The following is a 24,165-nucleotide window of genomic DNA, read 5'->3' on the forward strand; positions in this document are numbered from 1 at the left end:
GCCCATAATACCTAATAAGAATGATACATTTTGACTTTTTTTCTCTAAATCATGAGTAAATATCACATTTTTATGCAAGTTTTCGATTAAAAAGAAAGTTCAGTTCTCCCCTCTTTCTGTGCTGAAGTGTCCGTTTTCTCGTACAAAAATCGTATATTTGCCGCGAAACTAATTAAATAAATTAATCCCATGAAAAACTATTTAGGACTGATTTTCCTTCTTTTTGCCTTTACGGCAATTGCACAAAACAATCGTTCAGCCCTGTTGCCTATGCCCAACCATATAGAGCAACTGCAAAGTAAACCTTTTAGCCTGACAGGCAAAAATATCTCTATTCATCCAGAGCAACCGGAACTTAAGTTTGCGGCTACCACCCTGCAAGCCATCCTGAAAGATCGGATGCAAATAAATATCCCCCTTTCCGGCTCACGGCAATCAGCCATCCGGTTAACTATTGATCCGCAACTAAACGGGAAAGAACATTATAAACTCAAAATAGATCAGAAAGGAATTACCATTAGCGGAGCCAGTGCAGCAGCTGTCTTCTATGGGGTAATGACGGTTGATCAAATACTTTTAGGAGATGTATGTACCACCAATCGGAAAGAAATGGCCGCAGTCAGCATTGATGACGCTCCACGCTTTGGATATCGGGCTTTAATGCTCGATCCCGCCCGGCATTTTTTGCCGGTAGAAGATGTAAAATTCTACATTGACCAAATGGTACGATACAAATACAATGTGCTTCAACTCCACCTGACAGATGATCAAGGATGGAGAATGGAGATCAAAAAGCACCCGAAACTTACAGCCGGGCAACCTTTTTATACTCAGGAAGAACTAACCGACCTGATTCATTATGCAGCAGAACGCCATATTGAAATAATCCCGGAACTGGACATTCCCGGGCATACGGTCGCTGTATTAGCCGCTTATCCGGAATTGGGATGTACACATACCGATACCATTGAAAAGAATGTGGGTAAAACAGTAGATTTAATGCTTTGCGCCAATAATGAAAAGGTATACACGGTATACAAAGACATTATTGACGAAGTAAGTGCTCTCTTCCCTTCACGCTATATCCATTTGGGAGGCGACGAGGCAGTAATAGAAAAAAACTGGACCAAATGCGAACGCTGCCAAAAGATGATGAAAGAACTGAAATATGAAAAAGCATCTCAGTTAATGATTCCTTTCTTCGACCGAATGCTCAGTTTTGTACGGGCAGATGGAAAAGAGCCGATCCTTTGGTGCGAACTGGATAATATTCGTATGCCTGCCAATGACTATCTGTTTCCTTACCCCAAAGATGTGACACTCGTAAGCTGGAGATACGGATTGACACCTACTTGCCAGGAGCTGACCCGACAGCACGGCAACCCTCTGATCATGGCACCGGGAGAATTTGCATATCTCGATTATCCCCAGTTTAAAGGTGATCTTCCGGAATTCAACAATTGGGGAATGCCTGTCACAACGCTCGAAACCTGTTATCAATTTGATCCGGGATACGGAAGACCTGCATCCGAACAAGCACATATTCTAGGCGTAATGGGAACGCTTTGGGGAGAAGCAATAAAAGATATCAACCGGGTAACGTACATGACCTATCCTCGCGGACTGGCATTGGCAGAAGCCGGATGGACCCAAATGGAGCATCGCAGCTGGGACTCTTTCAAAGAACGGTTATATCCGAACCTGACCAATTTAATGAAAAACGGTGTTTCAGTGCGCGTGCCGTTTGAAATAGTAAAAAGAAAATAATTATTATCCAATATAAACTGTGAATGAGCGAACTTATTGTCTATAAAGCCTCTGCCGGTTCAGGGAAAACATTCACCCTGGCCGTTGAGTATATCAAGTTGCTAATACAAAACCCGCGTGCCTACCGCCAGATATTGGCAGTGACTTTCACCAATAAAGCTACTGCCGAAATGAAGGAACGTATTCTCAGTCAGCTATATGGAATACATATAGCTGACCCGGACTCGGATGCGTACCTAAAACGCATCATCGCTGAGACAGGCTGTTCGGAAGATGAAATACGAAAAACAGCTGGCATAGCTTTGAGCTACATGCTCCATGATTACAGCCGGTTTCGTGTCGAAACCATCGATTCCTTTTTCCAATCCGTCATGCGTAATCTGGCCCGTGAACTTGAGCTGAGTCCCAACCTGAATATCGAGCTGAATAATATTGAAGTATTAAGTGATGCCGTAGACAGTATGATTGAAAAATTGGGCCCTAATTCACCGGTATTGGCATGGCTACTTGATTACATAAACGAACGCATTACTGATGACAAACGCTGGAATGTTTCGGATGAGATTAAAAATTTCGGACGTAATATTTTTGATGAAGGGTATATTGAAAAAGGTGACGGTCTCCGTCAACGTCTTCGCGACCCGAATGTAATCCGCGAGTATCGCAAGACATTAAAAGAGATGGAAACAGCCGTTCTTGAACAAATGAAAGATTTCGCTCAGCAGTTTGAAAATGTACTTTCCAGCCAATCGCTAAAGCCAACTGATTTAAAAAACGGTGCTAAAGGGATAGGAAGCTACTTTAATAAGCTCAGGAATGGTATATTGGGGGACGAAATAGCGAATGCAACCGTAGTAAAATGTCTGGAGGACGAAACAAACTGGGCTGCCAAAACTTCCAGATACTATACTGACATTATCGTATTAGCCTCTTCCATCTTAATGCCGCTTCTGCAAGATGCTGAGCAACATCGCTCACGCAATAACCGAATTGTAAACAGTTGCCGGCTCTCAATGCAGCATTTAAACAAAGTACAACTATTGGCTAATATTGATGAAGAGGTACGTCAACTGAATCGTGAAAACAATCGCTTTCTCCTTTCAGACACCAATGCTCTGCTCCATCAACTGGTAAAGGACGGAGATTCTTCTTTTGTGTTTGAGAAAATCGGAACAAACATCCGTAATGTGATGATTGACGAATTTCAGGATACCAGCCGGATGCAATGGGATAACTTTAAACTGTTACTTCTTGAAGGCCTCTCACAAGGAGCGGACAGCTTGATCGTTGGTGACGTCAAGCAATCTATATATCGCTGGCGAAACGGTGATTGGGGCATCCTGAACGGATTGAACAAACGCCTTGGATACTTTTCCATCCGTACAGAAACACTGAAGACCAACCGACGAAGTGAAACCAACATCATACGGTTCAACAACAGTATCTTTACGGCTGCTGTAGATTATCTGAACGAAATACACAATAAGCAATTGGGAAGCATTTGTGAGCCTTTAATTAATGCATATGCTGATGTGGAGCAAGAATCACCCCGGAACGAACAAAAAGGATACGTTAAAGTCGAGTTTCTCGAATCAGATGAAAAACACGATTATACCGAACAAACCCTTATCAGCCTCGGAACGGAAGTAGAACATCTGATACAATCGGGTATAAAGCTGAACGATATCGCCATTTTGGTAAGAAAGAATAAAAGTATCCCCCGCATTGCTGATTACTTTGACAAACAACTGCATTATAAGGTTGTGTCTGACGAAGCCTTCCGGCTTGACGCTTCACTTGCCATCTGCATGATGCTGGATGCCCTGCGCTATCTTTCCGATCCGGAAAATCGGATTGTAAAAGCTCAACTTGCAACTAACTATCAGTTACAAGTACTTCATACCGAAAACAATCTTAATTCACTGCTCTTCCATAAGGCTGAAGAACTATTGCCTTCTGTTTTTCTGGAAAGGATGACAGAACTCCGTCTGATGCCTCTCTACGAACTACTGGAAGAACTTTTCAACCTCTTTGAGTTGCACCGCATCGAGCAGCAGGATGCTTATTTATTTGCTTTCTTTGATGCAGTGACCGATTATCTCCAAAGCCATTCTTCAGATACGGACAGCTTTATCCGATACTGGGACGAAACTTTATCTGGTAAAACAATACCAAGTGGTGAAGTAGAAGGCATACGTATCTTCTCCATCCATAAGTCCAAAGGGTTGGAATTTCATACAGTACTTCTCCCCTTCTGCGACTGGAAAATGGAAAATGAAACAAATAATCAACTCGTTTGGTGCGTACCCCAAGAGTCTCCTTTCAACGAGTTAGATATTGTACCGGTAAACTATTCTTCCGCGATGGCAGAATCGGTATACCGGAATGACTACTTGCACGAGCGCTTGCAACTTTGGGTAGACAACCTGAACCTGCTCTATGTAGCATTTACCCGTGCGGGCAAGAACCTGATTATCTGGAGTCGGAAAGGACAAAGAAACACAATGTCTGAGTTATTGGCCGGAGCATTACCGCAAGCAGCCTGTAAGTTGGAGCAGGAATGGGACGAGGAGCAAGTATATGAGTTCGGTGACCTCTGCCCGTCCGAAGATGAAAAAATGGTCGATTCAGGCAACAAGCTTACACGCAAACCCGAGAAACTTCCGGTTAGCATGGAATCCATGCATCCGGATATTGAGTTCCGGCAATCAAACCGTTCAGCCGATTTCATAAAAGGACTTTCCGAAGAAGAATCGGATGATCGCTTCATAAATCATGGACAATTATTGCATACACTGTTTTCTGCCATTGAAACGAAAGAAGATATAGAATCTGCCATCCAAAAACTGGTATTCGAAGGTGTTATCGGCAGCAAAGAGACAGAAGAGGAAATACGTACTTTGACCATGAAAGCCTTTTCTCTGCCTGAAGTACAGAAATGGTATTCCGGCGAGTGGAAATTGTTTAACGAATGCGCCATCATCTACAAAGATAAAGGAGTATTGCAAACCAGGCGCCCTGACCGCGTGATGATGAAAGACGGGCAAGTCGTTGTAGTGGATTTTAAGTTTGGTAAAGAAAATAAGAAGTACAACAAACAGGTGAAAGGATACATGCAACTCCTCTCCCGAATGGGATATAAAAACATCACAGGCTATCTGTGGTATGTGGAAGAAGAAATAATTGAAAAAGTATGAAAACATTTCTCCAGTTGGTCGCACAGGACCTTTATAGCAAGATAGGGAACGATCTGTCACGTACAGCTATCGTTTTCCCAAATAAACGTGCCAGCCTGTTCTTTAACGAGCATTTAGCCAACCAATCCGATCAACCACTTTGGTCACCTGCTTATGTGAGCATCAGCGAACTGTTCCAACAGCTTTCAGTCTTGAAGTTAGGAGATCCGATTCGTCTGGTATGTGAACTCTACAAGGTATTCCGTGAAGAAACGAAAAGCGAAGAATCACTTGACGATTTCTACTTCTGGGGTGAGCTACTGATAAGCGACTTCGATGACGTGGACAAAAATATGGTTGATGCCGACAAGCTATTTACCAATCTTCAGGACCTGAAAAACGTCATGGACGATTACAACTTTCTCGACGAAGAGCAAGAACAAGCGATCCAACAGTTTTTCCTGAATTTCTCTATTGAAAAGCGAACACTGTTAAAGGAGAAATTTATCTCACTTTGGGATAAATTGGGTAATATATATCGTCAGTACCGAAGGAATCTGGAAGAATCAGGACTTGCATATGAAGGTATGCTCTACCGGAACGTCATTGAACACCTTGAGCCTGAATCATTGAAGTACGATCGTTACGTATTTGTCGGCTTCAATGTACTGAACAAAGTAGAGACCCACTTCTTCCGGCAATTGCAGAGTACGGGAAAGGCCCTGTTCTATTGGGACTACGATGTATTTTATACTCAACTTCCTTCACAACACAAACAACGCCACGAAGCCGGAGAATTTATAAATCGTAATCTCAAACTGTTCCCCAACGAGCTTCCGGCCGAATTGTTTGATGAATTGAGAAAACCCAAGAAGGTCCGTTTTATCTCTTCACCCACCGAAAATGCTCAGGCCCGTTATCTGCCCGAATGGATCAGGGAGAACCTGAGTAGTGAAGAAAAAGAAAATGCTGTCGTTCTATGTAATGAAGCCTTACTCCTTCCTGTCTTGCATTCCATCCCGGAAGAAGTAAGGAACGTTAATATCACCATGGGATTTCCACTGGCACAAACACCGGTATATAGCTTTATCAATGCCATACTCGAACTGCAAACCAGCGGATACCGTACAGAATCAGGAAGATACACTTATGAGGCCGTACAAACTATATTAAAACATCCGTATACCCGTCGTCTTTCGGACAATGCCGAACCATTGCAACGGGAACTCACTAAAACCAACCGCTTTTATCCTTTTCCTTCCGAATTAAAGAAAGACAGGTTTCTGGATTTATTATTCACTCCCCGTAATGGCATTCGGGAGCTCTGTATTTACATAACGGAATTACTGAAAGAGGTATCTATTCTATACCGTCATGAGCAGGAGAATGATGATATTTTCAACCAACTGTACCGTGAATCTCTTTTTAAGAGTTTCACTCTGGTAAACAGGTTACTCAACTTGATTGACAACGGTGAACTGCAAGTGCGTATAGAAACTCTGAAACGCCTGCTGAACAAAATATTAAATGCCGCCAATATCCCCTTCCATGGTGAACCGGCCATAGGAATGCAGATAATGGGAGTTTTGGAAACACGCAATCTTGATTTTCGTAATCTGCTCCTCCTCTCGCTTAATGAAGGACAGTTACCTAAATCGGGAGGCGAATCATCGTTTATTCCATATAACCTACGTAAGGCTTTCGGCATGACTACCATTGAACACAAGAATGCAGTTTATGCCTATTATTTCTATCGCCTGATTCAGCGGGCAGAAAATATCACCCTGATGTATAACACTTCATCGGATGGACTAAACCGGGGAGAATGGTCACGCTTTATGCTACAGTTCCTGATCGAATGGCCACATGAAATCAGCCGTGAATATCTGGAAGCAGGCCAATCGCCACAAAACAGCCGGGACATCCGTATCACAAAAACACCGGAAATCATTGATCGTTTATACCAGACCTACGATTTCTCACATAACGCCGATGCCTTGATGCTTTCTCCATCTGCACTGAATACATATCTCGACTGTCGACTGAAGTTTTATTTCCGTTACGTGGCACGTCTCAAGGCCCCCGATGAGGTCAGTGCAGAGATTGATTCCGCTCTGTTCGGAACTATCTTCCACCGTTCGGCTCAATTAGCCTATCTGGACCTGACAGCCCACAAGCAAGAAATACACAAAGAAGATATTGAACGTTTGTTGCGCGATAATGTCCGTCTGCAAAATTATGTCGATACAGCCTTCAAAGAAGAATTTTTTCACGTTCCTCTTGACGAAAAGCCCGAGTATAACGGAGTACAGTTAATAAACTCAAAGGTTATCACTTCCTATCTCCGCCAGTTGTTACGTAACGATCTGCAATATGCTCCTTTCCGAATGATAGGTATGGAACAGAAAGTAACGGAAGATATCCAGATAGAAGGTCCCAAAGGAATGTTATCATTAAAGATCGGAGGTACGATTGACCGTATGGATAGTAAAGAAGGTACACTTCGGATTGTGGACTACAAAACCGGAGGAAGCCCCAAAGTGCCGGCGAATGTGGAGCAACTATTCACACCTGCCGAAGGGCGTCCCAACTATATTTTCCAAACCTTTCTTTATGCCGCCATCATGGCACGCCAACAAACATTAAAGGTGGCTCCTTCTCTATTATATATCCATCGGGCAGCTTCCGAAAGCTACTCTCCTGTAATTGAAATGGGAGAAGCACGCAAACCCAAACTACCTGTCGATGATTTTTCTGTTTATGAAAAAGAGTTCCGCGAACGACTATTGGCACTACTTGAGGAAATATACAACGACCAAGAGGAGTTCACCCAAACCGAGGATCTAAAGAAATGCGAATATTGCGATTTTAAAGCTATGTGTAAACGATAAAAAGCTCCCACTGGTATAATCACACGAATGAATCAGACAAAATAAAATGGTGCAGACTTATTTTTAGAAATATAGTCTGCACCATTTTTATCTACTTGAATAGTCTGATTCTCAAACGATCCACCCAAACTGCTGAAGCCTTATTTTTTCAGTGGAATAGAAAAATAGAAAGTTGAGCCTTCACCCTTAACAGAAGTAAACCACAACTTACCTCCATTCTTCACTACGAAATCCTGGCACAACAGCAAACCAAGTCCCGAACCTTCTTCATTATTAGTCCCGAAAGTACTGAAGTGTGTATCGGTGTGCAATAGTTTCTTCTGACTTTCTTCATCAATACCACATCCGCTATCCTTCACACTAACGATTGACATTCCATCCATATCTTCTAGTTTTATAAGGATCTCAGAACCTTCATTACTGAATTTGATAGCATTGCTTATTAAATTGCGTATAACTGTTTTTATCATATCAATATCAGCATATACAGCTTGATGTTCCGGTGCTTCAATACGCAAATGAATATTCTTCAAACCGGCCACCATTGAGAAAATCTCTCCAACCCCCTCCACAACTTCAACCATGTCAATATCCTGATATACAACTTTAAGTTTACCTATCTGACTTTTTGTCCACTTCAACAAGTTGTCCAACAGAGAAAATACATCTTCAGTAGTCTGATTAGCCATGGTCAGCAGTTCGTACATGTCTTCACCTATTTTTTCTTTGGGCAAACTCAAGATCAGCATATTCAGTACCATCTTAATAGATCCCATAGGCGAACGAAGATCATGAGCTATAACCGAATAGAGCTTATCACGCCCGATAATAGTCTTTTTAAGCTCCTCCGTTTTAGCTTCAATAATACGTTTGGCTGCTACTAAAGAAATTTGGTGTGTGACACGGATTATCAACTCTTCCTTATTAAAAGGTTTAGATATAAAGTCATTACCACCTACCTGAAAACCTTTCACTATATCGGCAGTGCTATTCAGTGCTGTCAAAAAGATAATTGGAATATGAGCTGCTTCGGGATCAGCCTTTAATTTCTGAGAGACTTCAAAACCGCTCATGTCCGGCATCATCACATCCAACAATATCAAATCCGGATTCTCTTTTTTCACTTGATCCAGTGCCTGGGTTCCATTACAGGCTGTCACTATGTTAAACTTCTCATTGGTCAACAATACTTTCAGCAAAAGGACATTTGACATTACATCGTCTACAATGAGAATTTTATATTCCGAGGGATTAATTTCCATATTCATCTTTATGTAGCTTTAATCTTGAGTTCTTATTTTATTATAACGTGTACTTCTTTTTAAAATAATCAATCATACGATCCAGACCTTCATCCAACAAAATTGTAGGCTGCCATCCCAGCTTTTCCTGTGCCAAACTGATATCAGGCTTACGCTGTTGAGGATCGTCATGAGGCAAAGGTTTGAAAGTTATCTTTGACTTCGACCCGGTTTTCCGGATAATCATCTCTGCCAACTGAAGCATGGAAAATTCATTGGGATTACCAAGATTTATAGGTCCCGTAAAATCATCATCCGTATTCATCATCCGAATCATACCTTCGACCAAGTCATCTATATACTGAAAGCTACGGGTTTGCTCACCGGTCCCATAGATAGTTATATCATCGTTCTTCAGCGCCTGAATGACGAAATTAGAAACCACTCTCCCATCATGGGGCAGCATCCGTGGACCGTATGTATTGAAAATACGAACAATTTTAATACGTACGTTATTCTGGCGGTGATAATCCATAAAAAGGGTCTCAGAGCAGCGTTTCCCTTCATCATAACAAGAACGGATACCTATCGGATTGACATTTCCCCAATAAGATTCCGGTTGCGGATGTACCTCCGGATCACCATATACTTCACTGGTCGAAGCCTGCAGAATTTTAGCATTAAGCCTTCTGGCTAATCCTAACATATTGATAGCTCCCATCACCGATGTTTTAATGGTCTGAATAGCGTCGTACTGATAATGTATGGGAGAAGCCGGACAGGCAAGATTGTATATTTCGTCTACTTCAGCACTATATGGAAATGTTATATCATGACGTACCACTTCAAAATGGTGATTATCCATTAAATGGATAATATTTTCTTTTGATCCGGTAAAAAAATTATCCAGACAAATAACGTCGTGTCCCTCGTTGATTAGCCGAGTACAGAGATGTGAGCCAATAAACCCGGCACCTCCGCTAACTAAGATTCTTTTCATGTAATTATTTTATAATGACAGAGGGCAAACGTGCGCCCTCTATCATTTAGATCTGCACAAATGTAAACGATTTGATTAAAATATGCAAGTTTTCCGAACACATATTTTTAATAAAAAGCCACCAATTCTAAAAATTCATTTATACTCCGAACGTGCTGCGCCAGCTTTCAAATTCCGCTTTTTTTTCTTCCGGAATGCTGATTTCCATTTCATCTGCTCGACCCGTCTGTACCAATGTGTGTTCAACAAACTTCTCAATCATGGCATTACTCAGCATAACACACTTCAGTACAATCTCATACGCATGATAAATACGATCAAAAGCATTGAGCTGCGAATACAAAAAACAAAGATGACGCGCCGAATTATCGTGTGCACTCCAGCAATCTCCTTCCTTATACAAAAAAATACGGCTTTTATTGTCTATTTCTCTAAATAATACTTTTTCTAAATCCATAATAATCATTTTTAGGGGTTTAACATAAAAACGGAACTTCCGACTCGGTGTATACAAAGCTACATCAGGATCAGAAGATATTCGTGACCGATAGAATGTTTCTGTTTCAGAAATGCTTTCTCTCTATCTACATTAAACGGTATCAACTCACTTATTATGCAAATAGAGGCTGCAAATGAAAAAATAGTTGCGAATACCGAAACAAGCCAGGGTGCAAATATGTTAAACAAAGAAACAAAGGCTATGATAATAAACGAATTAAATACAGGCTTAATAGAAGCCGCAAAAGAAAAAGTTCCGGCCGGAGCCAATCTGGCAAATACATTGATGGATATCTTATATATAGGTAAAGAAGCTATCTATCGCCGCCTGCGTGGAGAAGTACCATTTACACTGGCAGAAGCTGCTGTCATTTCAAGAAAATTAGGAATATCGCTCGACAAAATGATTGGTGTGAGTTTCAGCAATAACGCAGTATTCGATCTTAATGTAGTACACCATAGTAACACATTCGAGACTTACCATGACATCCTCACAAGATATGTCAATGCATTCGACAGTATCCGTGAAGACCCTACAACAGAAATGGCAACGTCATCGAATATTTTGCCTCAGGCACTATATCTCAAGCATGATATTCTTTCGAAATTCCGTTTGTTTAAGTGGATGTATCAGAACGAAAATATCAGATGTAAACACTTTGACGAACTGGAGATTCCACACAAAATATATGATGCCCAAAAAGACTTCGTCAACATGACACAGCAGATGAGAACTACAGATTACATCTGGGATAATACCGTTTTTGAACATGTTGTGAGAGACATACAGTTCTTCTCGGAAATCCATCTGATATCTGAAGAAGATAAAGAAATGATAAAAGATGATTTACTACTTCTGACGGAAGAATTGGAGGAACTCGCCGGGAAAGGTAAATACGAAACCGGCAATGATGTACGCATCTATATTTCGAATATTAAGTTCGACGCCACTTACAGTTATGTGGCAACCAGCAACAGTCACATCAGCATGATACGTATATATTCTATCAATGCCATTACTACCCAGGATGACGGCATGTTCCGCAGTTTGAAAGAATGGGTGCAGTCACTCAAGAAATTCTCAACACAAATATCCGAAAGCGGAGAGATGCAACGTATACGCTTCTTTAAAGAACAGCGTGAAATAATAAACACCTTGTAACTTTCTTAAAACGAAAAACGAAACAACTGGGGAGAATAGTGACAATTATCGAAAACAGGTGGCATTGCCATCTGTTTTTTTTCATTCCCAACCTGTCTTTCCGACAATTATTTCCCAATCAGAAATACCTTCTTTTTTCCACACATGATATGCCACACAAAAGTTCGGGTTACTTACTCTATATTTGTATATGCCACAAGCTATTACAATTATTACAATATTATTAATCAATAACCCAAATGGCAGTTATGAAAAATTATATCGTTAACGAGCTTATTGCAGCAATGAAAGAGCGGATTCCCCGGGGAATAAATCTGGCTAACTATCTGACAGATGCGCTATGCATGGGAAAAGAAGCTGTATACCGAAGATTACGGGGAGAAGTAGCCTTCACTTTCGACGAGGTTGCACTGGTTTCATGTAAACTGGGGATATCAATCGACCAGATTATTGGGAACCACCAGTCAAACCGGGTGACTTTCGACCTGAACTTACTGCATTCACCCGATCCCCTGGAGAGTTATTATGAAATTATAGAGCGTTATCTTCGCATCTTCAATTATGTAAAGGACGACAGTAGTACGAAGATATATACGGCTTCCAATGTGATCCCTTTTACTCTTTATTCTTCGTATGAATACCTATCGAAGTTCCGTTTATGCAGATGGATTTATCAGAACGGGAAAATACGTACTCCTAACAACTTGTCGGGTATGCAAATACCCGTCAAAGCGGTAAATGCCCACAAGTTATTGAGTGAAGCAGTTAAGGCGTGCAGAAAGACTTGTTTCATATGGGATAGTAACGTATTCTACTCGTTCGTGAAAGAAATGAAATACTTTGCCGGATTAAATCTGATCTCGGAAACAGACCTGATGCATTTAAAAAACGAACTGGTACTGTTGCTGCATGAATTGGAACAAATATCCGCAAAAGGAGAATTCGGTAACGGAAACAAAGTGGCCATTTACTTATCGAATATCGACTTTGAGGCAACCTATAGCTATATAGAAAAGAAAGATTTCCAGATCAGTCTCCTCCGGGTATATTCCATTAATTCGATGGATTCTCAGAGCCCACGAATTTGCGGGATACAAAAAGATTGGATACAATCGTTAAAAAGACACTCTACACTGATCTCAGAGAGCGGAGAGGCACAAAGAATCAGCTTTCTTGAACAGCAAAAAAGTTTTATCGACACATTATAAGCTTACCCGACGAAGATATGCATAAAAAAGATGGCTACGCCCTTTAGTATATAGGGTGTAGCCATCCCGACGTTTGGGTGTAGCCATCCGCCCCAGATGGCTACACCCTCCCACCTAAACTCCATCGACCTCTTGTTTCCGAATCAACCAACCGTTGATCTGCACGTCCACACTAATATAGTTTCCATTGCTATCCATGCCCTTAAAGAACAAAATGATACCATGCTTATCAGCACGATCCAGATATTCCTGCAGAGGTAAATCAGAATATTGCTGAAGCCTCAACGCGTTGAGATACTTATTCAGAGAGATGTCAAGAATCACATTGCCCGATGGCTTATGTGTAATAACCAATCTGTTTTCTTTGTCAGTCATCAGTCGCAATGTGTTCAGTTCGGCTATAGCTCCGGTTTCAGAATCGTTTTCGGTATGGTAAGTAGTATATTCTACTTTCTCGTCCGTTTCATCTCCCAAAAGCCCGTTTTCATGATCGTACCTTCCATTGGGTGAAACGATCCGAAAATCATAATCATCCACATCAATGTTGCTATCATCAAGCATTTGCATGATAATGCGAAATTTTTTCGTATTTTTCAGCAACGAGACAGTAGTGACATCATTATTATATTGCGGAGACACTTCTGCCTGCTTGCCATGCCATAGCAGATGGAGTTCCCTGTCGACCACTCCCCCACCACTCCGGGTTTTCAAGTTATTGACGCTGACCTCCAGATCCGCCAGTGTAGATACTCCGGGAGTGAGTGCAACCTTATCATACGACTCGCCGTACAATCCGGACCAAGCAACAAAAATATACTTCTTGCCTGCCATGGATTGAGGTAAAGTCATCAGATAATCCGGTGCAAAAGCACCGGATTTTTCTTCAAGTTCTGTCACAAATACGCCTTTTTCATCGAATACATACAAGTTCATCTTGGTTGCCTGCTTATGAAACAGGTCTATGTATTCCAGGTTGTAGTCGTATACAAAGCGGACATAAGAGTTGCAATCTTCATCCATCCCGTCTCTGACGCAGGAAGCACATAGCAGAAGGCAGCAACATGCAACCTGTATGTATCCGATAAATCTGTTCATAGCTACTTCAGTTTAGTTTAAATAAGAAAGAATTTATAAAAGTTCCTCTACATTCTGATTACGGATATACCACCGCATAATGTTGACATCTGCCGAGATCCAAGAGGTATCTTCATCATCCGGATCTGTTCCCGGAGGATTGATCACCGGCTGTCCCGGACCAATAATCTTATTGATGCTAAGTTGGTAAACGTTATTACGCACTACACCATAACGTCCATATCCCATCAGTACGGGTACCATATTATTGGAGAAATGGCGAATCAGGACAGTATAATAGCACACTCCTTCATAGTAGAAATTAAGGCCACCCACCGAAAATGAAGCCGTAGGCGAGTTAAACGCGTTCGGATTCCATGCCAGTACATCGTTGATAGCCTGTTCCAATCCGGCGTCACGCAATTCCTGAGGAATCAGGTTTCTGTCATTCACCATGTCTCTCATGGCTTCTACTCTGATAGCATTACCTTTGAAATAGTAGAAGCTGATGCCACCACTGTTACGAGTTGCCACCGATCCAAAGCCATTCGGTGTATAAGTACCACTGATCACTACGCGGGTAGTAACGTCATGGCGCTGTTCAACAGCTTCCATTGTATTTTCCAGAGTATAATCATAATCATCAAAATCCTTCGTCAACTCCGGAGTTCCGGACAGGTATTCAAATTGCCCGGCAGGATTTCCACCATTCCATGCACTGAATCCGGTAAAGTTCGGGTCCTCGGCATATCGTTCTTCCCTATATCCGCTATTGAGCTGTTCCATTTCGCCCGGCACACCACCCGAATTAGCGATAAAAGTCATTTTACGCATCCAATAAGTATACTGGTTGGTTACATCCAGCCCCCATTTCAAATTATCAATCCGGTCTCCGTGCGGCACTACTTCAGGCACCCCACTAACAACCACTTTTGCTACTGCACGCTCTACTTCTACCCTCACCGGATTTTCCTCAGCCATCCGCTGATTATCCTTCAGTTCTACTTCAGGAACAAAAATAAGATCCTGATGATTGGTCATATAAAAGTTATTGTCTGCGGCAATACCATAAGGCTGTATCAACGACTCTTTTGTCATGTTGGCAGCACGTGATAAATAACTTCTGGGATTTCCTTGTTCGGTTATTTCCAGTAATTCGCCGGGAGGATTGATCAGAATAAGCAATTCATAGTCCTGCTTCACCACTTCACGCCCCACCGTCACAAAACGGCTCACTGTAGGAGTAGCCGAAGGCACGTCTTCTCCTCTGACTACATCTCCTCCGGTAAATTCATTCACTCCATCAGTAGATACATTCAGATCCCAAGAGTATCGCACCGTATTATTCTTGGTTTCATACAGCACCATGCGTACATGATTTACCACCTGTTCTTCTGTACGTCCCGAGGTTGTCGGGTCGACTGCCACCCGGGTACCGGCCAACGAACCGGTAGATAAGCGCATGGAGAGAAACGCTTTCTCCGTAGGTTCCGGCACTTCTTTACCGGGACTGCCGCCAGGGTCAAAATTCTCTTCATCGCTACAAGATGCCATCATCATCATTCCGGCTCCGATTGCGAGGCCGAACATTAGTTTTTTCCATTCTACTTTCATAGTTCTACAATTGTTTAATTAATAAATACATTTATTGGTCACTCCTGGGTTTTTAGCCAAGTCGCTAACTGCCCCATATTGTATACTGCCGTTTGTATACCGGCATTTATTGCTTTCTCCAGATATTCTCCTCCTTTCCCATATTCCTGTTTCATCAGGTAGGCCACTCCTAAATTATTCCACGCTTCGGGCATATCCAGCTTTTGCAGACGAATAATAGCAGCATCTACAGCACCCTTCTCCAATTCGAGTGCCGCCGTATTAAGCTGTGCTATCGGATCATCGGGATAAATACGAGCAGCTATGTCGAACACTTCTTTAAACTCCTTGCTATCCTTGGGATAGGTATCGGCTACAAGAAACATCTCATTCAGACTGAGATACCGGGGTTTTGTTTTAATCAGTTCTTTTGCTTCATCTACATTGAAAGCACGTGCCACATAGGCAATAGTGTATTCGTTACGACGCAAAGGCGGATAATAGTCTTGCAATAGCATTCGGTAGGTAACGCCCCCATTCAAAGCTTGCAACCGATTCTTTCGCCGGGTAATATCAGTCTCCCCATCGATAAGAGCGAGTATAACCTCTTTATCATTCAGGCGAGAAGCTGCGACTTCATTACGCAGACCTGTCCAGTCTTCTCCCTTCCAATCAACGGTTAACAAAGACCTGTCAACTCCCCCACGATTCCGCAAATAACCGACCAACGCCAATGCCCGATTTTCCGACAACTTCATGTTACGATTGTAATTGCCCTCAGGTGATGCATAGCCTGTAACCTTAAATTCCGTTACAGTCAGGTTGGAGTCATTATGTATCTCATGGACAATCCGATCTACTTCACCAAGTACATTGGCATTATTCTTATAATTGCGTAACAAAACGTGTTTATCTACTTCGAAATTCAGACGGGCCGTATACGTCTCGCTACGTTGCTTCAACGGTTCCACCGGTGGAGTTACATAGCTCAATTCATACCGGGGCGTAAACACTTCGTCAAATACCGATGTCATGACAATATGCTCATCCCGCCCGACAGCACAATCGGCACAACCGGTCACTTTTTCATGGAAAACAAATCTTGACTGCCGCATCCATTCATCATATGGTAACCTGAGATGGATATTCACCATCTGGGGCATTCCGTTTTTCCGTTTTTCGACAAGCATAGGAAGCGTATCAAAATCAGCAGAGCCAAAAGCCAAAGCTCGTTTCAGGGCCCAATATCGCTTGGGTCCGGCAATCACTACAGGAGCAAACTGTTTCTGTTCCCCGCCTCCGGCAGATTGCAGAATCGGTGTAAGTACAACCATTTGCTGACTACCCAACTTCACGGTTTCCAAATCAAGGGATACATCCAGATTCAACTCCCCTCCCTTCCGGACTACATGATGCTGTCCAAAAACGATATGACCTTGATAAGTATTTTGCGCTTGAATGCCCATGCTATAAAGGACAAAACCCAATATCAGAAAATAAAACCTTTTCATATCTTTCATTTTAAAAAAATTCAACTTAGCGAATAAAATAGACTAAAGAGACAGCTGCTTTAGTAGGACCTACATAATTTTTATGTCCACTCTTTATTTTAGGGCTACAGTTCACACAACGATATTTATCGTATACCCAATGAGCATATCCCACTCCGACCGAGGCTTCCAGGCTCCAATGCTTACTCAGCACCCACTGATGTCCCACACTGACGCCTCCTCCATAGAAATACCCTTCATAACGATGATCTTTGAGTGAAGGAAACATCTTAAAAGGCAAATGGATACCGGCCACGCTAAATTCACCCCCATGCAGGTGTAATCCCCAAAAGGTTCCATTGAAACGTTCGCAGGTCCAGTAACGAAATTCCGGCTGTACCAGCCAATGCTTGAAACGCTTGTTCCCCCCCAACGTAAACGGATTGTAACCGCCATACAGGTCGAGTGTGGTTTTCTTGCCCAGCCCTATCTCCAATGCCAGATTCGGTGTAGTGGTAGCATCATACAGAAGGTTGTTTTTCAGAGCGACATGCTGTGCACTTATGGCTACTGAAATCGATATTGCGGCTCCAAACAGAATTAGCTTTTTCATACTCGTTTCTTCTATTATATATACTGACTAAAAAACTTGCTCAAAATGAACATGACAAATATCGCGGAATTGTATCATTCCGGGAATTGTATTCATTTCTCTTATAGAAGAAAAAAGAATAATAAAAATTCTAATAATGAGGCTTTAATGAAATGAAGTTGCTAAATGTAAAAAAGGGAGGGGAAAGTTCTGCGTAGTTTCGCTTTCCGCAAATAAAACAGCAGTATGTTGCGATCCGGGCAAAAAGAAGGGGCAAAAAAACAGGCATAGATTCTACACAGAATATGCCCGCCAACGATGGGATATATACTTGTAAAATCTATGCCTGAAAGACTAATTTAACGGGCAGGCTTCTTATCGACATTTCCTGGCTGGTCCTCTTCAGGAATACTAAAGTCGCGGTTGGCAAACAGATCAGCCAGACCCGATATTTGCTTTAAGCGCAACAACTCATCCCGATCCATACCAATATTCTTCATTATCCATTGGTCGGACATGCCTGCTTTATCCAGTTCGGCAACAATGTGACACATCAATTCTATATTGTGTGTACCCCGGGCACGATTATGGCGGATAGTGGAACTCATACGATTGGAAAGATCTTTGTCGATCACCACTACAGGCAACATCCCATTTTCTCTCTGAAAGATGCGTTTGGAGGTCTTCAGCACAGAATAACGATGGAAACCATCGACAAGGATATAAATATCCTTCTCCTTATCATAATAACAAACGCAAGGCATAGTGAACCCATCCTCCCAGATAGAAAGTTCAAGGAGCTTCATTTCCGGAGGAGCCACTATATTGGGATTGTAATCATTGGCCTGTACTTTTTCAACCGGAACCGCAATTACATTATATACCGGACTTTTCTTTATACTCATTGCAATATGTTTTTATATTGTTCGATTACTTGATTTCGTTTACTCATCTCCTCTTTAGTCGGAGAGAATCCCATATACTTGCAAGCATGATCATTTTTCAAGATACAGATACACATACGCTTGTAAGTGGGAATTTCCCTGAATTCCGGAATATCGACATCATCCTGATATTCCATACGAACCGGTTTCTTGTTCGTTTTATAGTTGGAGCTATCCATAACGATAATAGGCACTTTTGCCGCATTCAGTCTACGAATTGTTTCGTCACTCAGACATCCTCCTTTTGTACGCCAAAACTGAACGCTGACCTGCAACTTACGAAGATATCCGTTTCGGGTTCGATCGGGTAAAGTGGAAAGCAGGAAATACATAAATTCCCGCCAGGTATATCCTTCCGGAAGTTTGATGGACTGCCATCCCATCGCATGAGTTCCTCCATACATACTCGTAAAATTGACCCCATTGACACGGCCTATCATTTTCCCCCATGTATTCGGATCAATAGCACGATAAAGTGCCAGGCTCTCTTGCGCCTCACCTATGAACGGACTGGCTACACGCTGACGCTCCAGATTAACTCCTGCCCAGTAATAATAATCATATAGTTTATTGTAATCCCACTTAAATTTCCCGTTAGCTGTCCATACATCCGTTGTCTTCCAGTCATATATAGGGTACGCATTAAAGATGTCGTTTCCCACCTTTGAGGTCCATCGATAGCGATGATACATCTGATATTTACGATTGAGATAGATACAACGCCAACGATTGAAACTTTCTTGTGTACGGATACCAATCAGGCAACAAGTACGCACGGCATCCTTTTTAGTATGCAGCCAAGAGGCAAAACGCATCTGGAACTCATAGTCCCACATCTGTATATTATAAAAAGGAAAATCTTCCTTCGTCATGGCATTCTCAGGCATCGGACGTACCCACAATTCCTTTTTGCTGTCCTCCCACGGACGCCAGAAAGACTGATACATGGATGTACAGGTTGCTACCCGGAACGGTACACAGACACGGTATACTTCCAGAATATCCTTATTGTCCTCCAACATACGGGCAATATAATCGATTGTCATTTTATATTGTATCTCATAATCCATATGGAAAACCCCGAGTTTTATTTTCAGGTTATTCTTACGGATATAATCAATACATAAACTCAATAACACCCCGCTGTCTTTACCTCCCGAAAAGGAAAGATAGACATTATCAAACTCATTGAAAATGATACGCAAACGTTCCTGCGCTAACTCATATACATTTTTAGGGGTAGTTGCTGTTTTAATCATCATTCATCTTTTTGCATTTTTACATAACGTTTCCATGCCTTCTCTACGATAAACCCATGTTTTTCAAACACTGCCTGATGCTCGACCATGACAACGGCACACAACCGTACTTCCGAGCCGATTGCCTCCAAGGTGGTGGTAATTAATAAAGAGAGTGTTTCACGGTTATCATCACAGACATAATAGTTATTGATAACACAACCGCTTCTCCTCCGCTCCACCGGCATGAAGCCAACAACAGACTTTTTATCTACAGCAATGAACCACACATAGTGTTCAGTCGTTTTAAAAGGATAATTATTATTTGCACTCAAAACATCCGGATTCATCACTAACGGAGCTATAAGTTGGTATAAGCGTTTTTCTGTTCCTTGCACTTGTATTGTTTGTATCATGGTATCAAAGCCCTTTTGGTATATAATCTATGCAAATGGCAAAAATAGATAAAAAATGAAAGCAAAATGCAGATATAACTATAAAAAACCAAAAAGAAAAAAGATGGCACGATTATAAAACATTGTGTCTTTTTAATATAAAACTTCCCGCTTTCCTTTTTTGTTCTTATATAATTATTAAAATAAGAAATAGCTTGACTATGAAATTATTACATATAAAACGACACACCACTTGCCTCAATTATGTATCTGATTACAACATATGCTTTATTCACCAAAGACTCTTTTCAGGAGGCGATTTTAAAGTAGATAATCATCATCACTCGTGCATTTTATTTCTTTTAAAAGGAGAACTCCTGACATCTTGCAGTGAGTTCCACAATCAACAAGTTGCTGAAGGAAACATGATTCTCTTTCCCCAAAACGACCCGAATAAAAGCAAGAGCATGACAGAGACAGAATTTGTATTGCTATTCTTTGACAACCAGATAAATCTTTATAATAAGACGTCTATCGAATCGCTTACCATTCACTCTGAATACGAAAATACTTATTTCTACTCCCTACCTATCTATCCCCCATTGCGACATGTGTTGGATAGTATTTGCTACTATCTAAAACAGAAGGTTCAGTGTAGCCATATACACGAATTAAAACAAAAAGAGGTATTCATGGCATTCGGAACATTCTACAACCAGACAGAAATGGCACATTTCCTGATGCCTATCATAGGACGAGATCTAAACTTCAAGAGTTTCGTACTCGCAAATTACAGACAAGTACGAAACATCAAACAGTTTGCACAACTATATCATTGCTCCGAACGTTCTTTCAACCGTAAATTTAAAAGTTGTTTTCATGATACTCCCTATAATTGGATTCTCACCCAAAAAACACGCCACATCAAAGGGCAATTAGCCAATCGCGATATACCCATCAGTGAGATAGCCCGAACTTTTCACTTTGCCTCACCCTCACATTTCACCACCTATTGCAAAAAAAAGCTTGGAATCACTCCAAGTGAATTCAGAGAAAAAATTGCAGAATAAGAAGTCCTGACCCGAAAAATGGAAAAAATAGAATTTGTATTGCGACGGGAACAAAATAACAGAAATGGCATTTATCTGAACTACGTCAACGGCTACTGGTATACTTATGAATGGTCGGCTTTCTTGTTATGTATGCTCTTCCCGGAAATCGAAGTAAGAAAACTCTTTGGAGTGCAGCCTGAAGAGAGTTACGCCATAGCACGAGTAAAAAAAACAATTATAAAAAAGCTTGAAAAAAAATATCCGACATCCGTGATGGATGACTCCATCAAAATTTTGCTTCCTCCTTTCAACGAAGATGAAAATATCTTCCTGAATTGGAAAGCATTACTCCCTCCGTAAAATCGATTATCACAGCGTCTCACTAAGAAAGGCACTGCAGAACCGTACATTGGATATTCAAATCTTAGGTGGAAAATTCTTATTTTATAGTTAGTCCCCCCTTATAAATCATTTATCGATATTTAATACGGTTGTATGTTTAATTTCACTCAAAACAAATGAGCTCTGCATTTTAATTATACCGTGTACCTTAGTCAGTTTCTCAAAAACAAATTGATTATAAGCATCCAAATCTTTCAAAACTACTTTAATGAAGAAGTCGTAAATACCACCGGTAGAATAACATTCCATGATTTCATCTATATTCTTTATCTCTTCTTGAAAACGTTTAATATGTTCGTCATCATGAACTGCCAGAGAGACATTACAAAAGACAATTAACGGCAGTCCTATCTTCTTATTATCTACCAAAGCAACATACCCTTTTATATAGCCATCATTTTCCAGCCGTTTGATGCGTTCGTATATCGGAGTTTTGGAAATATGAAGCTTCTCGGAAAGCTCCTTAGTGTTTACCTTAGCGTCTTTCTGTAATACCTGAAGTATTTCAATGTCGGTTTTGTCTAATTGCCCCATAGTCTTTTTTCCTATTTTAAATGGTTTAAGTTCTCCTTTTCAGGAAAATAGAATAGAAAAACAAGCAAATATAGGAATAATATCGTATTTTAAACCAACATATAGGAAAATAATCTATTATAGATAACTTTGCAAGCACAAAAGCAATATAAATATATGGAAACAAAGAATCTTTCAAGTGCCACACATAAATGTGTTTTAGTGATTGATAACGCCCAACCTACAGGCATAGTAGCTAACATTGCCAGTGTCTTGTCCATGACACTTGGGTGTAAAGTCAATAACATTGTGAGTCATGATGTATACGATAAACAAGGCGAAAAACATTTAGGCATAACCCAACTCCCAATTCCTATACTTGGAGCTTCGCAAGAAAAGATAAAAGAAATCCGTAAGCTCTTCAATTCTTTAAAAATAGAAGAGCTGGTATTAGTCGATTTTTCTACTATTGCTCAACAATCCAAAACTTATGATGAATACGAACGGGAAATGTATAGTGCCAATGAAGCAGACCTGCACTACATTGGCATTGGAATTTGTGCCGAGAAGAAAATTATAAATAAAGTAACCGGCTGTTTAAGCCTGATCAGATAAAATGTATAAAAGTAAGAATATACTATACCCTATTATCGCTCTATTGACGGTTGTTATATGGGGTACCATTTTTGTTTCTACCAAAGTATTAATCAATGAAGGATTATCACCGGTAGAGATTTTATTATACCATTTTATTTTAGCTTATTCATGTATATGGATAATATTACACGGAAAACTTTGGGCTAATTGCCCGAAGGATGAATTACTTCTTTTCCTTGCAGGATTATGCGGAGGTTCTCTGTATTTTATTGCAGAGAACACAGTTTTGGGAATAACACCGACTTCCAATATATGCCCGGAACATTGCAACACAACAGAAAGAATCAGAATCATTTGAAAAAAACGCAATAGTCCAAACTATTTGGCATATTCTACTATGCCATAAAAAACAATCGTTATATTTGCTTACCAAACAGGCATCCAATTTGGATATACATTCGTTGGTCGATGTTGAAACATTCGAAGGAATATTGAATTTTCAATACAAATTAAATCTTAAAACATTATATAAAGATTACATAAAAGCTATTGAATATTATCTAAACCATGACGAATTCCTGAATAAATAAAAGTTGAACTTATGAGAAAGAGATTGTATTCACTTGTCGTACCATTGATATTGGTAGCATGTAGTCAAAAAGTTGAATTGGGTAGTACCGGAATGTATCCGAACTATCAAGTTGGTGAAGTGGTTAGTCTTATTCCGGTAGACTCCCTGACTTATGGAGATGTGATCGCATATTATTCATATATACCCGGCTTTCAGGAGAGGGCATTTAAACGAATTGTCGGACTGCCTGGTGACACTATCCGTTTTCAGGATCAGCAATGTATCATTAACGGCAAGAAGTGCGAATGGGAATTTATACGAAAGCTTTTCTATGAAGATGATGAATGTGAAGAGTATTGCGAACGTCTGCCCAACGGCATAAAGGTAAACATCTGTAAAAGCGTTGTACCCATAGATTCGACAACGGCTACCACGTCTGCGATTGTTGTTCCGGCGGGCAGCTACTTCGTTGCAGGGGATTACAGAAGTGGCTCAATTGACAGCCGTTCGCAAGGATGCATAGCTGCGGATTCAATTATCGGTAAAAGTGCAAAAAGAAAATGAACATCTGAGGATATCCCCGATTTATCATACCACAAAACAATGAATAGCAAGAACTTCAAATAGGTTAAAGTTGATATCACTTAAGCGCAACGAATCTTATAATTACCTAAAGCCCATTGTTCAACGATACAGATGAACTAAAAACTACGTTCCCCGAAAGAAACGTAGCGGATATATACAGATCCTATTGAAACATG

Annotated in this window: 20 protein-coding genes and 1 pseudogene; 10 read left to right on the forward strand and 11 right to left on the reverse strand. The window is 40.9% G+C overall.

Features of this window, described 5'->3' with window-relative positions; translation table 11 throughout:
* Window positions 1-189: 189 nt before the first annotated feature.
* The 3 genes from JZY04_RS12705 to JZY04_RS12715 are packed head-to-tail and all read left to right on the forward strand — an operon-like array spanning window position 190 to window position 7,834.
* Entirely contained in the window at window positions 190-1,767 is a 1,578-nt protein-coding gene (locus JZY04_RS12705) for a beta-N-acetylhexosaminidase (protein ID WP_122143370.1), read from the forward strand.
* A gap of 23 nt (window positions 1,768-1,790) precedes the next feature.
* Complete coding sequence (locus JZY04_RS12710) at window positions 1,791-4,964, forward strand: exodeoxyribonuclease V subunit beta (RefSeq protein WP_122143371.1); 3,174 nt, start codon at window positions 1,791-1,793, stop codon at window positions 4,962-4,964.
* The gene (locus tag JZY04_RS12715; RefSeq protein ID WP_122143372.1) at window positions 4,961-7,834 is read left to right on the forward strand and encodes a PD-(D/E)XK nuclease family protein; all 2,874 of its coding nucleotides are present in this window, start codon (window positions 4,961-4,963) and stop codon (window positions 7,832-7,834) included. The genes JZY04_RS12710 and JZY04_RS12715 overlap by 4 nt, the downstream gene beginning before the upstream one ends.
* Before the next feature lie 140 nt (window positions 7,835-7,974).
* Here JZY04_RS12715 and JZY04_RS12720 read toward each other — a convergent pair whose 3' ends face one another.
* From JZY04_RS12720 to JZY04_RS12730, 3 genes are all read right to left on the reverse strand, one after another.
* The gene (locus tag JZY04_RS12720) at window positions 7,975-9,102 is read right to left on the reverse strand and encodes a response regulator (RefSeq protein ID WP_005777115.1); all 1,128 of its coding nucleotides are present in this window, start codon (window positions 9,100-9,102) and stop codon (window positions 7,975-7,977) included.
* A gap of 34 nt (window positions 9,103-9,136) precedes the next feature.
* A complete protein-coding gene (locus JZY04_RS12725) occupies window positions 9,137-10,075 on the reverse strand; it encodes a UDP-glucuronic acid decarboxylase family protein (protein WP_005777113.1) in 939 nt (312 codons plus the stop codon).
* A gap of 139 nt (window positions 10,076-10,214) precedes the next feature.
* Window positions 10,215-10,532, reverse strand: coding sequence for a hypothetical protein (locus tag JZY04_RS12730; RefSeq protein ID WP_032541416.1), 318 nt, complete (start codon window positions 10,530-10,532; stop codon window positions 10,215-10,217).
* 243 nt (window positions 10,533-10,775) lie between these two features.
* Here JZY04_RS12730 and JZY04_RS12735 point away from each other — a divergent pair, with 243 nt between their 5' ends.
* Together JZY04_RS12735 and JZY04_RS12740 are read left to right on the forward strand one after the other, a co-directional pair.
* The gene (locus tag JZY04_RS12735) at window positions 10,776-11,735 is read left to right on the forward strand and encodes a hypothetical protein (protein ID WP_032537476.1); all 960 of its coding nucleotides are present in this window, start codon (window positions 10,776-10,778) and stop codon (window positions 11,733-11,735) included.
* Window positions 11,736-11,983: 248 nt separating this feature from the next.
* Window positions 11,984-12,943 (forward strand): hypothetical protein, encoded by a 960-nt coding sequence (locus tag JZY04_RS12740; protein WP_032530214.1) that lies wholly within the window; start codon window positions 11,984-11,986, stop codon window positions 12,941-12,943.
* A 114-nt stretch (window positions 12,944-13,057) separates the two neighbouring features.
* On the opposite strand, the gene JZY04_RS12745 is transcribed toward JZY04_RS12740, so the two are convergent.
* From JZY04_RS12745 to JZY04_RS12775, 7 genes are all read right to left on the reverse strand, one after another.
* Window positions 13,058-14,038 carry a FimB/Mfa2 family fimbrial subunit gene (locus JZY04_RS12745; RefSeq protein WP_005777106.1) on the reverse strand — a complete coding sequence of 327 codons (981 nt, stop codon included), beginning with the start codon at window positions 14,036-14,038 and terminating at the stop codon, window positions 13,058-13,060.
* A gap of 33 nt (window positions 14,039-14,071) precedes the next feature.
* On the reverse strand, window positions 14,072-15,631 hold the full coding sequence (locus JZY04_RS12750) for an Mfa1 family fimbria major subunit (protein WP_022012892.1): 1,560 nt from the start codon (window positions 15,629-15,631) through the stop codon (window positions 14,072-14,074).
* Between the two features lie 38 nt (window positions 15,632-15,669).
* The gene (locus JZY04_RS12755; protein ID WP_181996499.1) at window positions 15,670-17,121 is read right to left on the reverse strand and encodes a DUF3868 domain-containing protein; all 1,452 of its coding nucleotides are present in this window, start codon (window positions 17,119-17,121) and stop codon (window positions 15,670-15,672) included.
* A 25-nt stretch (window positions 17,122-17,146) separates the two neighbouring features.
* Window positions 17,147-17,713, reverse strand: a complete 567-nt coding sequence (locus JZY04_RS12760) for a DUF3575 domain-containing protein (RefSeq protein WP_122143373.1) — start codon at window positions 17,711-17,713, stop codon at window positions 17,147-17,149.
* Between the two features lie 338 nt (window positions 17,714-18,051).
* A complete protein-coding gene (locus tag JZY04_RS12765; protein ID WP_005777096.1) occupies window positions 18,052-18,597 on the reverse strand; it encodes a ParB/RepB/Spo0J family partition protein in 546 nt (181 codons plus the stop codon).
* Window positions 18,594-19,898, reverse strand: a complete 1,305-nt coding sequence (locus tag JZY04_RS12770) for a DUF3440 domain-containing protein (RefSeq protein ID WP_005820060.1) — start codon at window positions 19,896-19,898, stop codon at window positions 18,594-18,596. Before JZY04_RS12770 ends, JZY04_RS12765 begins: the two co-directional genes overlap by 4 nt.
* Complete coding sequence (locus JZY04_RS12775; RefSeq protein WP_005777091.1) at window positions 19,895-20,290, reverse strand: hypothetical protein; 396 nt, start codon at window positions 20,288-20,290, stop codon at window positions 19,895-19,897. The genes JZY04_RS12770 and JZY04_RS12775 overlap by 4 nt, the downstream gene beginning before the upstream one ends.
* Before the next feature lie 200 nt (window positions 20,291-20,490).
* Here JZY04_RS12775 and JZY04_RS12780 point away from each other — a divergent pair, with 200 nt between their 5' ends.
* Entirely contained in the window at window positions 20,491-21,339 is an 849-nt protein-coding gene (locus JZY04_RS12780) for a helix-turn-helix transcriptional regulator (protein ID WP_005805577.1), read from the forward strand.
* An 18-nt stretch (window positions 21,340-21,357) separates the two neighbouring features.
* Complete coding sequence (locus JZY04_RS12785; protein WP_005777089.1) at window positions 21,358-21,681, forward strand: hypothetical protein; 324 nt, start codon at window positions 21,358-21,360, stop codon at window positions 21,679-21,681.
* A 108-nt stretch (window positions 21,682-21,789) separates the two neighbouring features.
* On the opposite strand, the gene JZY04_RS12790 is transcribed toward JZY04_RS12785, so the two are convergent.
* Window positions 21,790-22,257: an Lrp/AsnC family transcriptional regulator gene (locus tag JZY04_RS12790; protein WP_005777087.1), complete on the reverse strand. Its 468-nt coding sequence runs from the start codon at window positions 22,255-22,257 to the stop codon at window positions 21,790-21,792.
* A 156-nt stretch (window positions 22,258-22,413) separates the two neighbouring features.
* Between JZY04_RS12790 and JZY04_RS12795 the strand changes: the two genes are divergently transcribed.
* The 3 genes and pseudogenes from JZY04_RS12795 to lepB all read left to right on the forward strand — a co-directional run bounded on the left by JZY04_RS12795 (window position 22,414) and on the right by lepB (window position 23,968).
* Window positions 22,414-22,851 carry a DUF2000 domain-containing protein gene (locus JZY04_RS12795; RefSeq protein ID WP_005805572.1) on the forward strand — a complete coding sequence of 146 codons (438 nt, stop codon included), beginning with the start codon at window positions 22,414-22,416 and terminating at the stop codon, window positions 22,849-22,851.
* 1 nt (window position 22,852) lies between these two features.
* Window positions 22,853-23,146, forward strand: a pseudogene (locus tag JZY04_RS12800) (EamA family transporter); the annotation flags it as partial.
* 288 nt (window positions 23,147-23,434) lie between these two features.
* Complete coding sequence (gene lepB, locus JZY04_RS12805) at window positions 23,435-23,968, forward strand: signal peptidase I (protein ID WP_005805568.1); 534 nt, start codon at window positions 23,435-23,437, stop codon at window positions 23,966-23,968.
* The last annotated feature ends 197 nt before the right edge of the window (window positions 23,969-24,165 follow it).

Source organism: Bacteroides sp. 11BF (assembly GCF_019633765.1).
In the GTDB taxonomy this organism is placed as follows: domain Bacteria; phylum Bacteroidota; class Bacteroidia; order Bacteroidales; family Bacteroidaceae; genus Bacteroides; species Bacteroides hominis.

Excerpts from the sequence above, each read along its gene's own strand:
- JZY04_RS12705 (WP_122143370.1), top strand. The coding sequence starts at position 190 with ATGAAAAACTATTTAGGACTGATTTTCCTTCTTTTTGCCTTTACGGCA.
- JZY04_RS12710 (WP_122143371.1), top strand. The coding sequence starts at position 1,791 with ATGAGCGAACTTATTGTCTATAAAGCCTCTGCCGGTTCAGGGAAAACA.
- JZY04_RS12715 (WP_122143372.1), top strand. The coding sequence starts at position 4,961 with ATGAAAACATTTCTCCAGTTGGTCGCACAGGACCTTTATAGCAAGATA.
- JZY04_RS12720 (WP_005777115.1), bottom strand. The coding sequence starts at position 9,102 with ATGAATATGGAAATTAATCCCTCGGAATATAAAATTCTCATTGTAGAC.
- JZY04_RS12725 (WP_005777113.1), bottom strand. The coding sequence starts at position 10,075 with ATGAAAAGAATCTTAGTTAGCGGAGGTGCCGGGTTTATTGGCTCACAT.
- JZY04_RS12730 (WP_032541416.1), bottom strand. The coding sequence starts at position 10,532 with ATGGATTTAGAAAAAGTATTATTTAGAGAAATAGACAATAAAAGCCGT.
- JZY04_RS12735 (WP_032537476.1), top strand. The coding sequence starts at position 10,776 with ATGATAATAAACGAATTAAATACAGGCTTAATAGAAGCCGCAAAAGAA.
- JZY04_RS12740 (WP_032530214.1), top strand. The coding sequence starts at position 11,984 with ATGAAAAATTATATCGTTAACGAGCTTATTGCAGCAATGAAAGAGCGG.
- JZY04_RS12745 (WP_005777106.1), bottom strand. The coding sequence starts at position 14,038 with ATGAACAGATTTATCGGATACATACAGGTTGCATGTTGCTGCCTTCTG.
- JZY04_RS12750 (WP_022012892.1), bottom strand. The coding sequence starts at position 15,631 with ATGAAAGTAGAATGGAAAAAACTAATGTTCGGCCTCGCAATCGGAGCC.
- JZY04_RS12755 (WP_181996499.1), bottom strand. The coding sequence starts at position 17,121 with ATGAAAAGGTTTTATTTTCTGATATTGGGTTTTGTCCTTTATAGCATG.
- JZY04_RS12760 (WP_122143373.1), bottom strand. The coding sequence starts at position 17,713 with ATGAAAAAGCTAATTCTGTTTGGAGCCGCAATATCGATTTCAGTAGCC.
- JZY04_RS12765 (WP_005777096.1), bottom strand. The coding sequence starts at position 18,597 with ATGAGTATAAAGAAAAGTCCGGTATATAATGTAATTGCGGTTCCGGTT.
- JZY04_RS12770 (WP_005820060.1), bottom strand. The coding sequence starts at position 19,898 with ATGATGATTAAAACAGCAACTACCCCTAAAAATGTATATGAGTTAGCG.
- JZY04_RS12775 (WP_005777091.1), bottom strand. The coding sequence starts at position 20,290 with ATGATACAAACAATACAAGTGCAAGGAACAGAAAAACGCTTATACCAA.
- JZY04_RS12780 (WP_005805577.1), top strand. The coding sequence starts at position 20,491 with ATGAAATTATTACATATAAAACGACACACCACTTGCCTCAATTATGTA.
- JZY04_RS12785 (WP_005777089.1), top strand. The coding sequence starts at position 21,358 with ATGGAAAAAATAGAATTTGTATTGCGACGGGAACAAAATAACAGAAAT.
- JZY04_RS12790 (WP_005777087.1), bottom strand. The coding sequence starts at position 22,257 with ATGGGGCAATTAGACAAAACCGACATTGAAATACTTCAGGTATTACAG.
- JZY04_RS12795 (WP_005805572.1), top strand. The coding sequence starts at position 22,414 with ATGGAAACAAAGAATCTTTCAAGTGCCACACATAAATGTGTTTTAGTG.
- lepB (WP_005805568.1), top strand. The coding sequence starts at position 23,435 with ATGAGAAAGAGATTGTATTCACTTGTCGTACCATTGATATTGGTAGCA.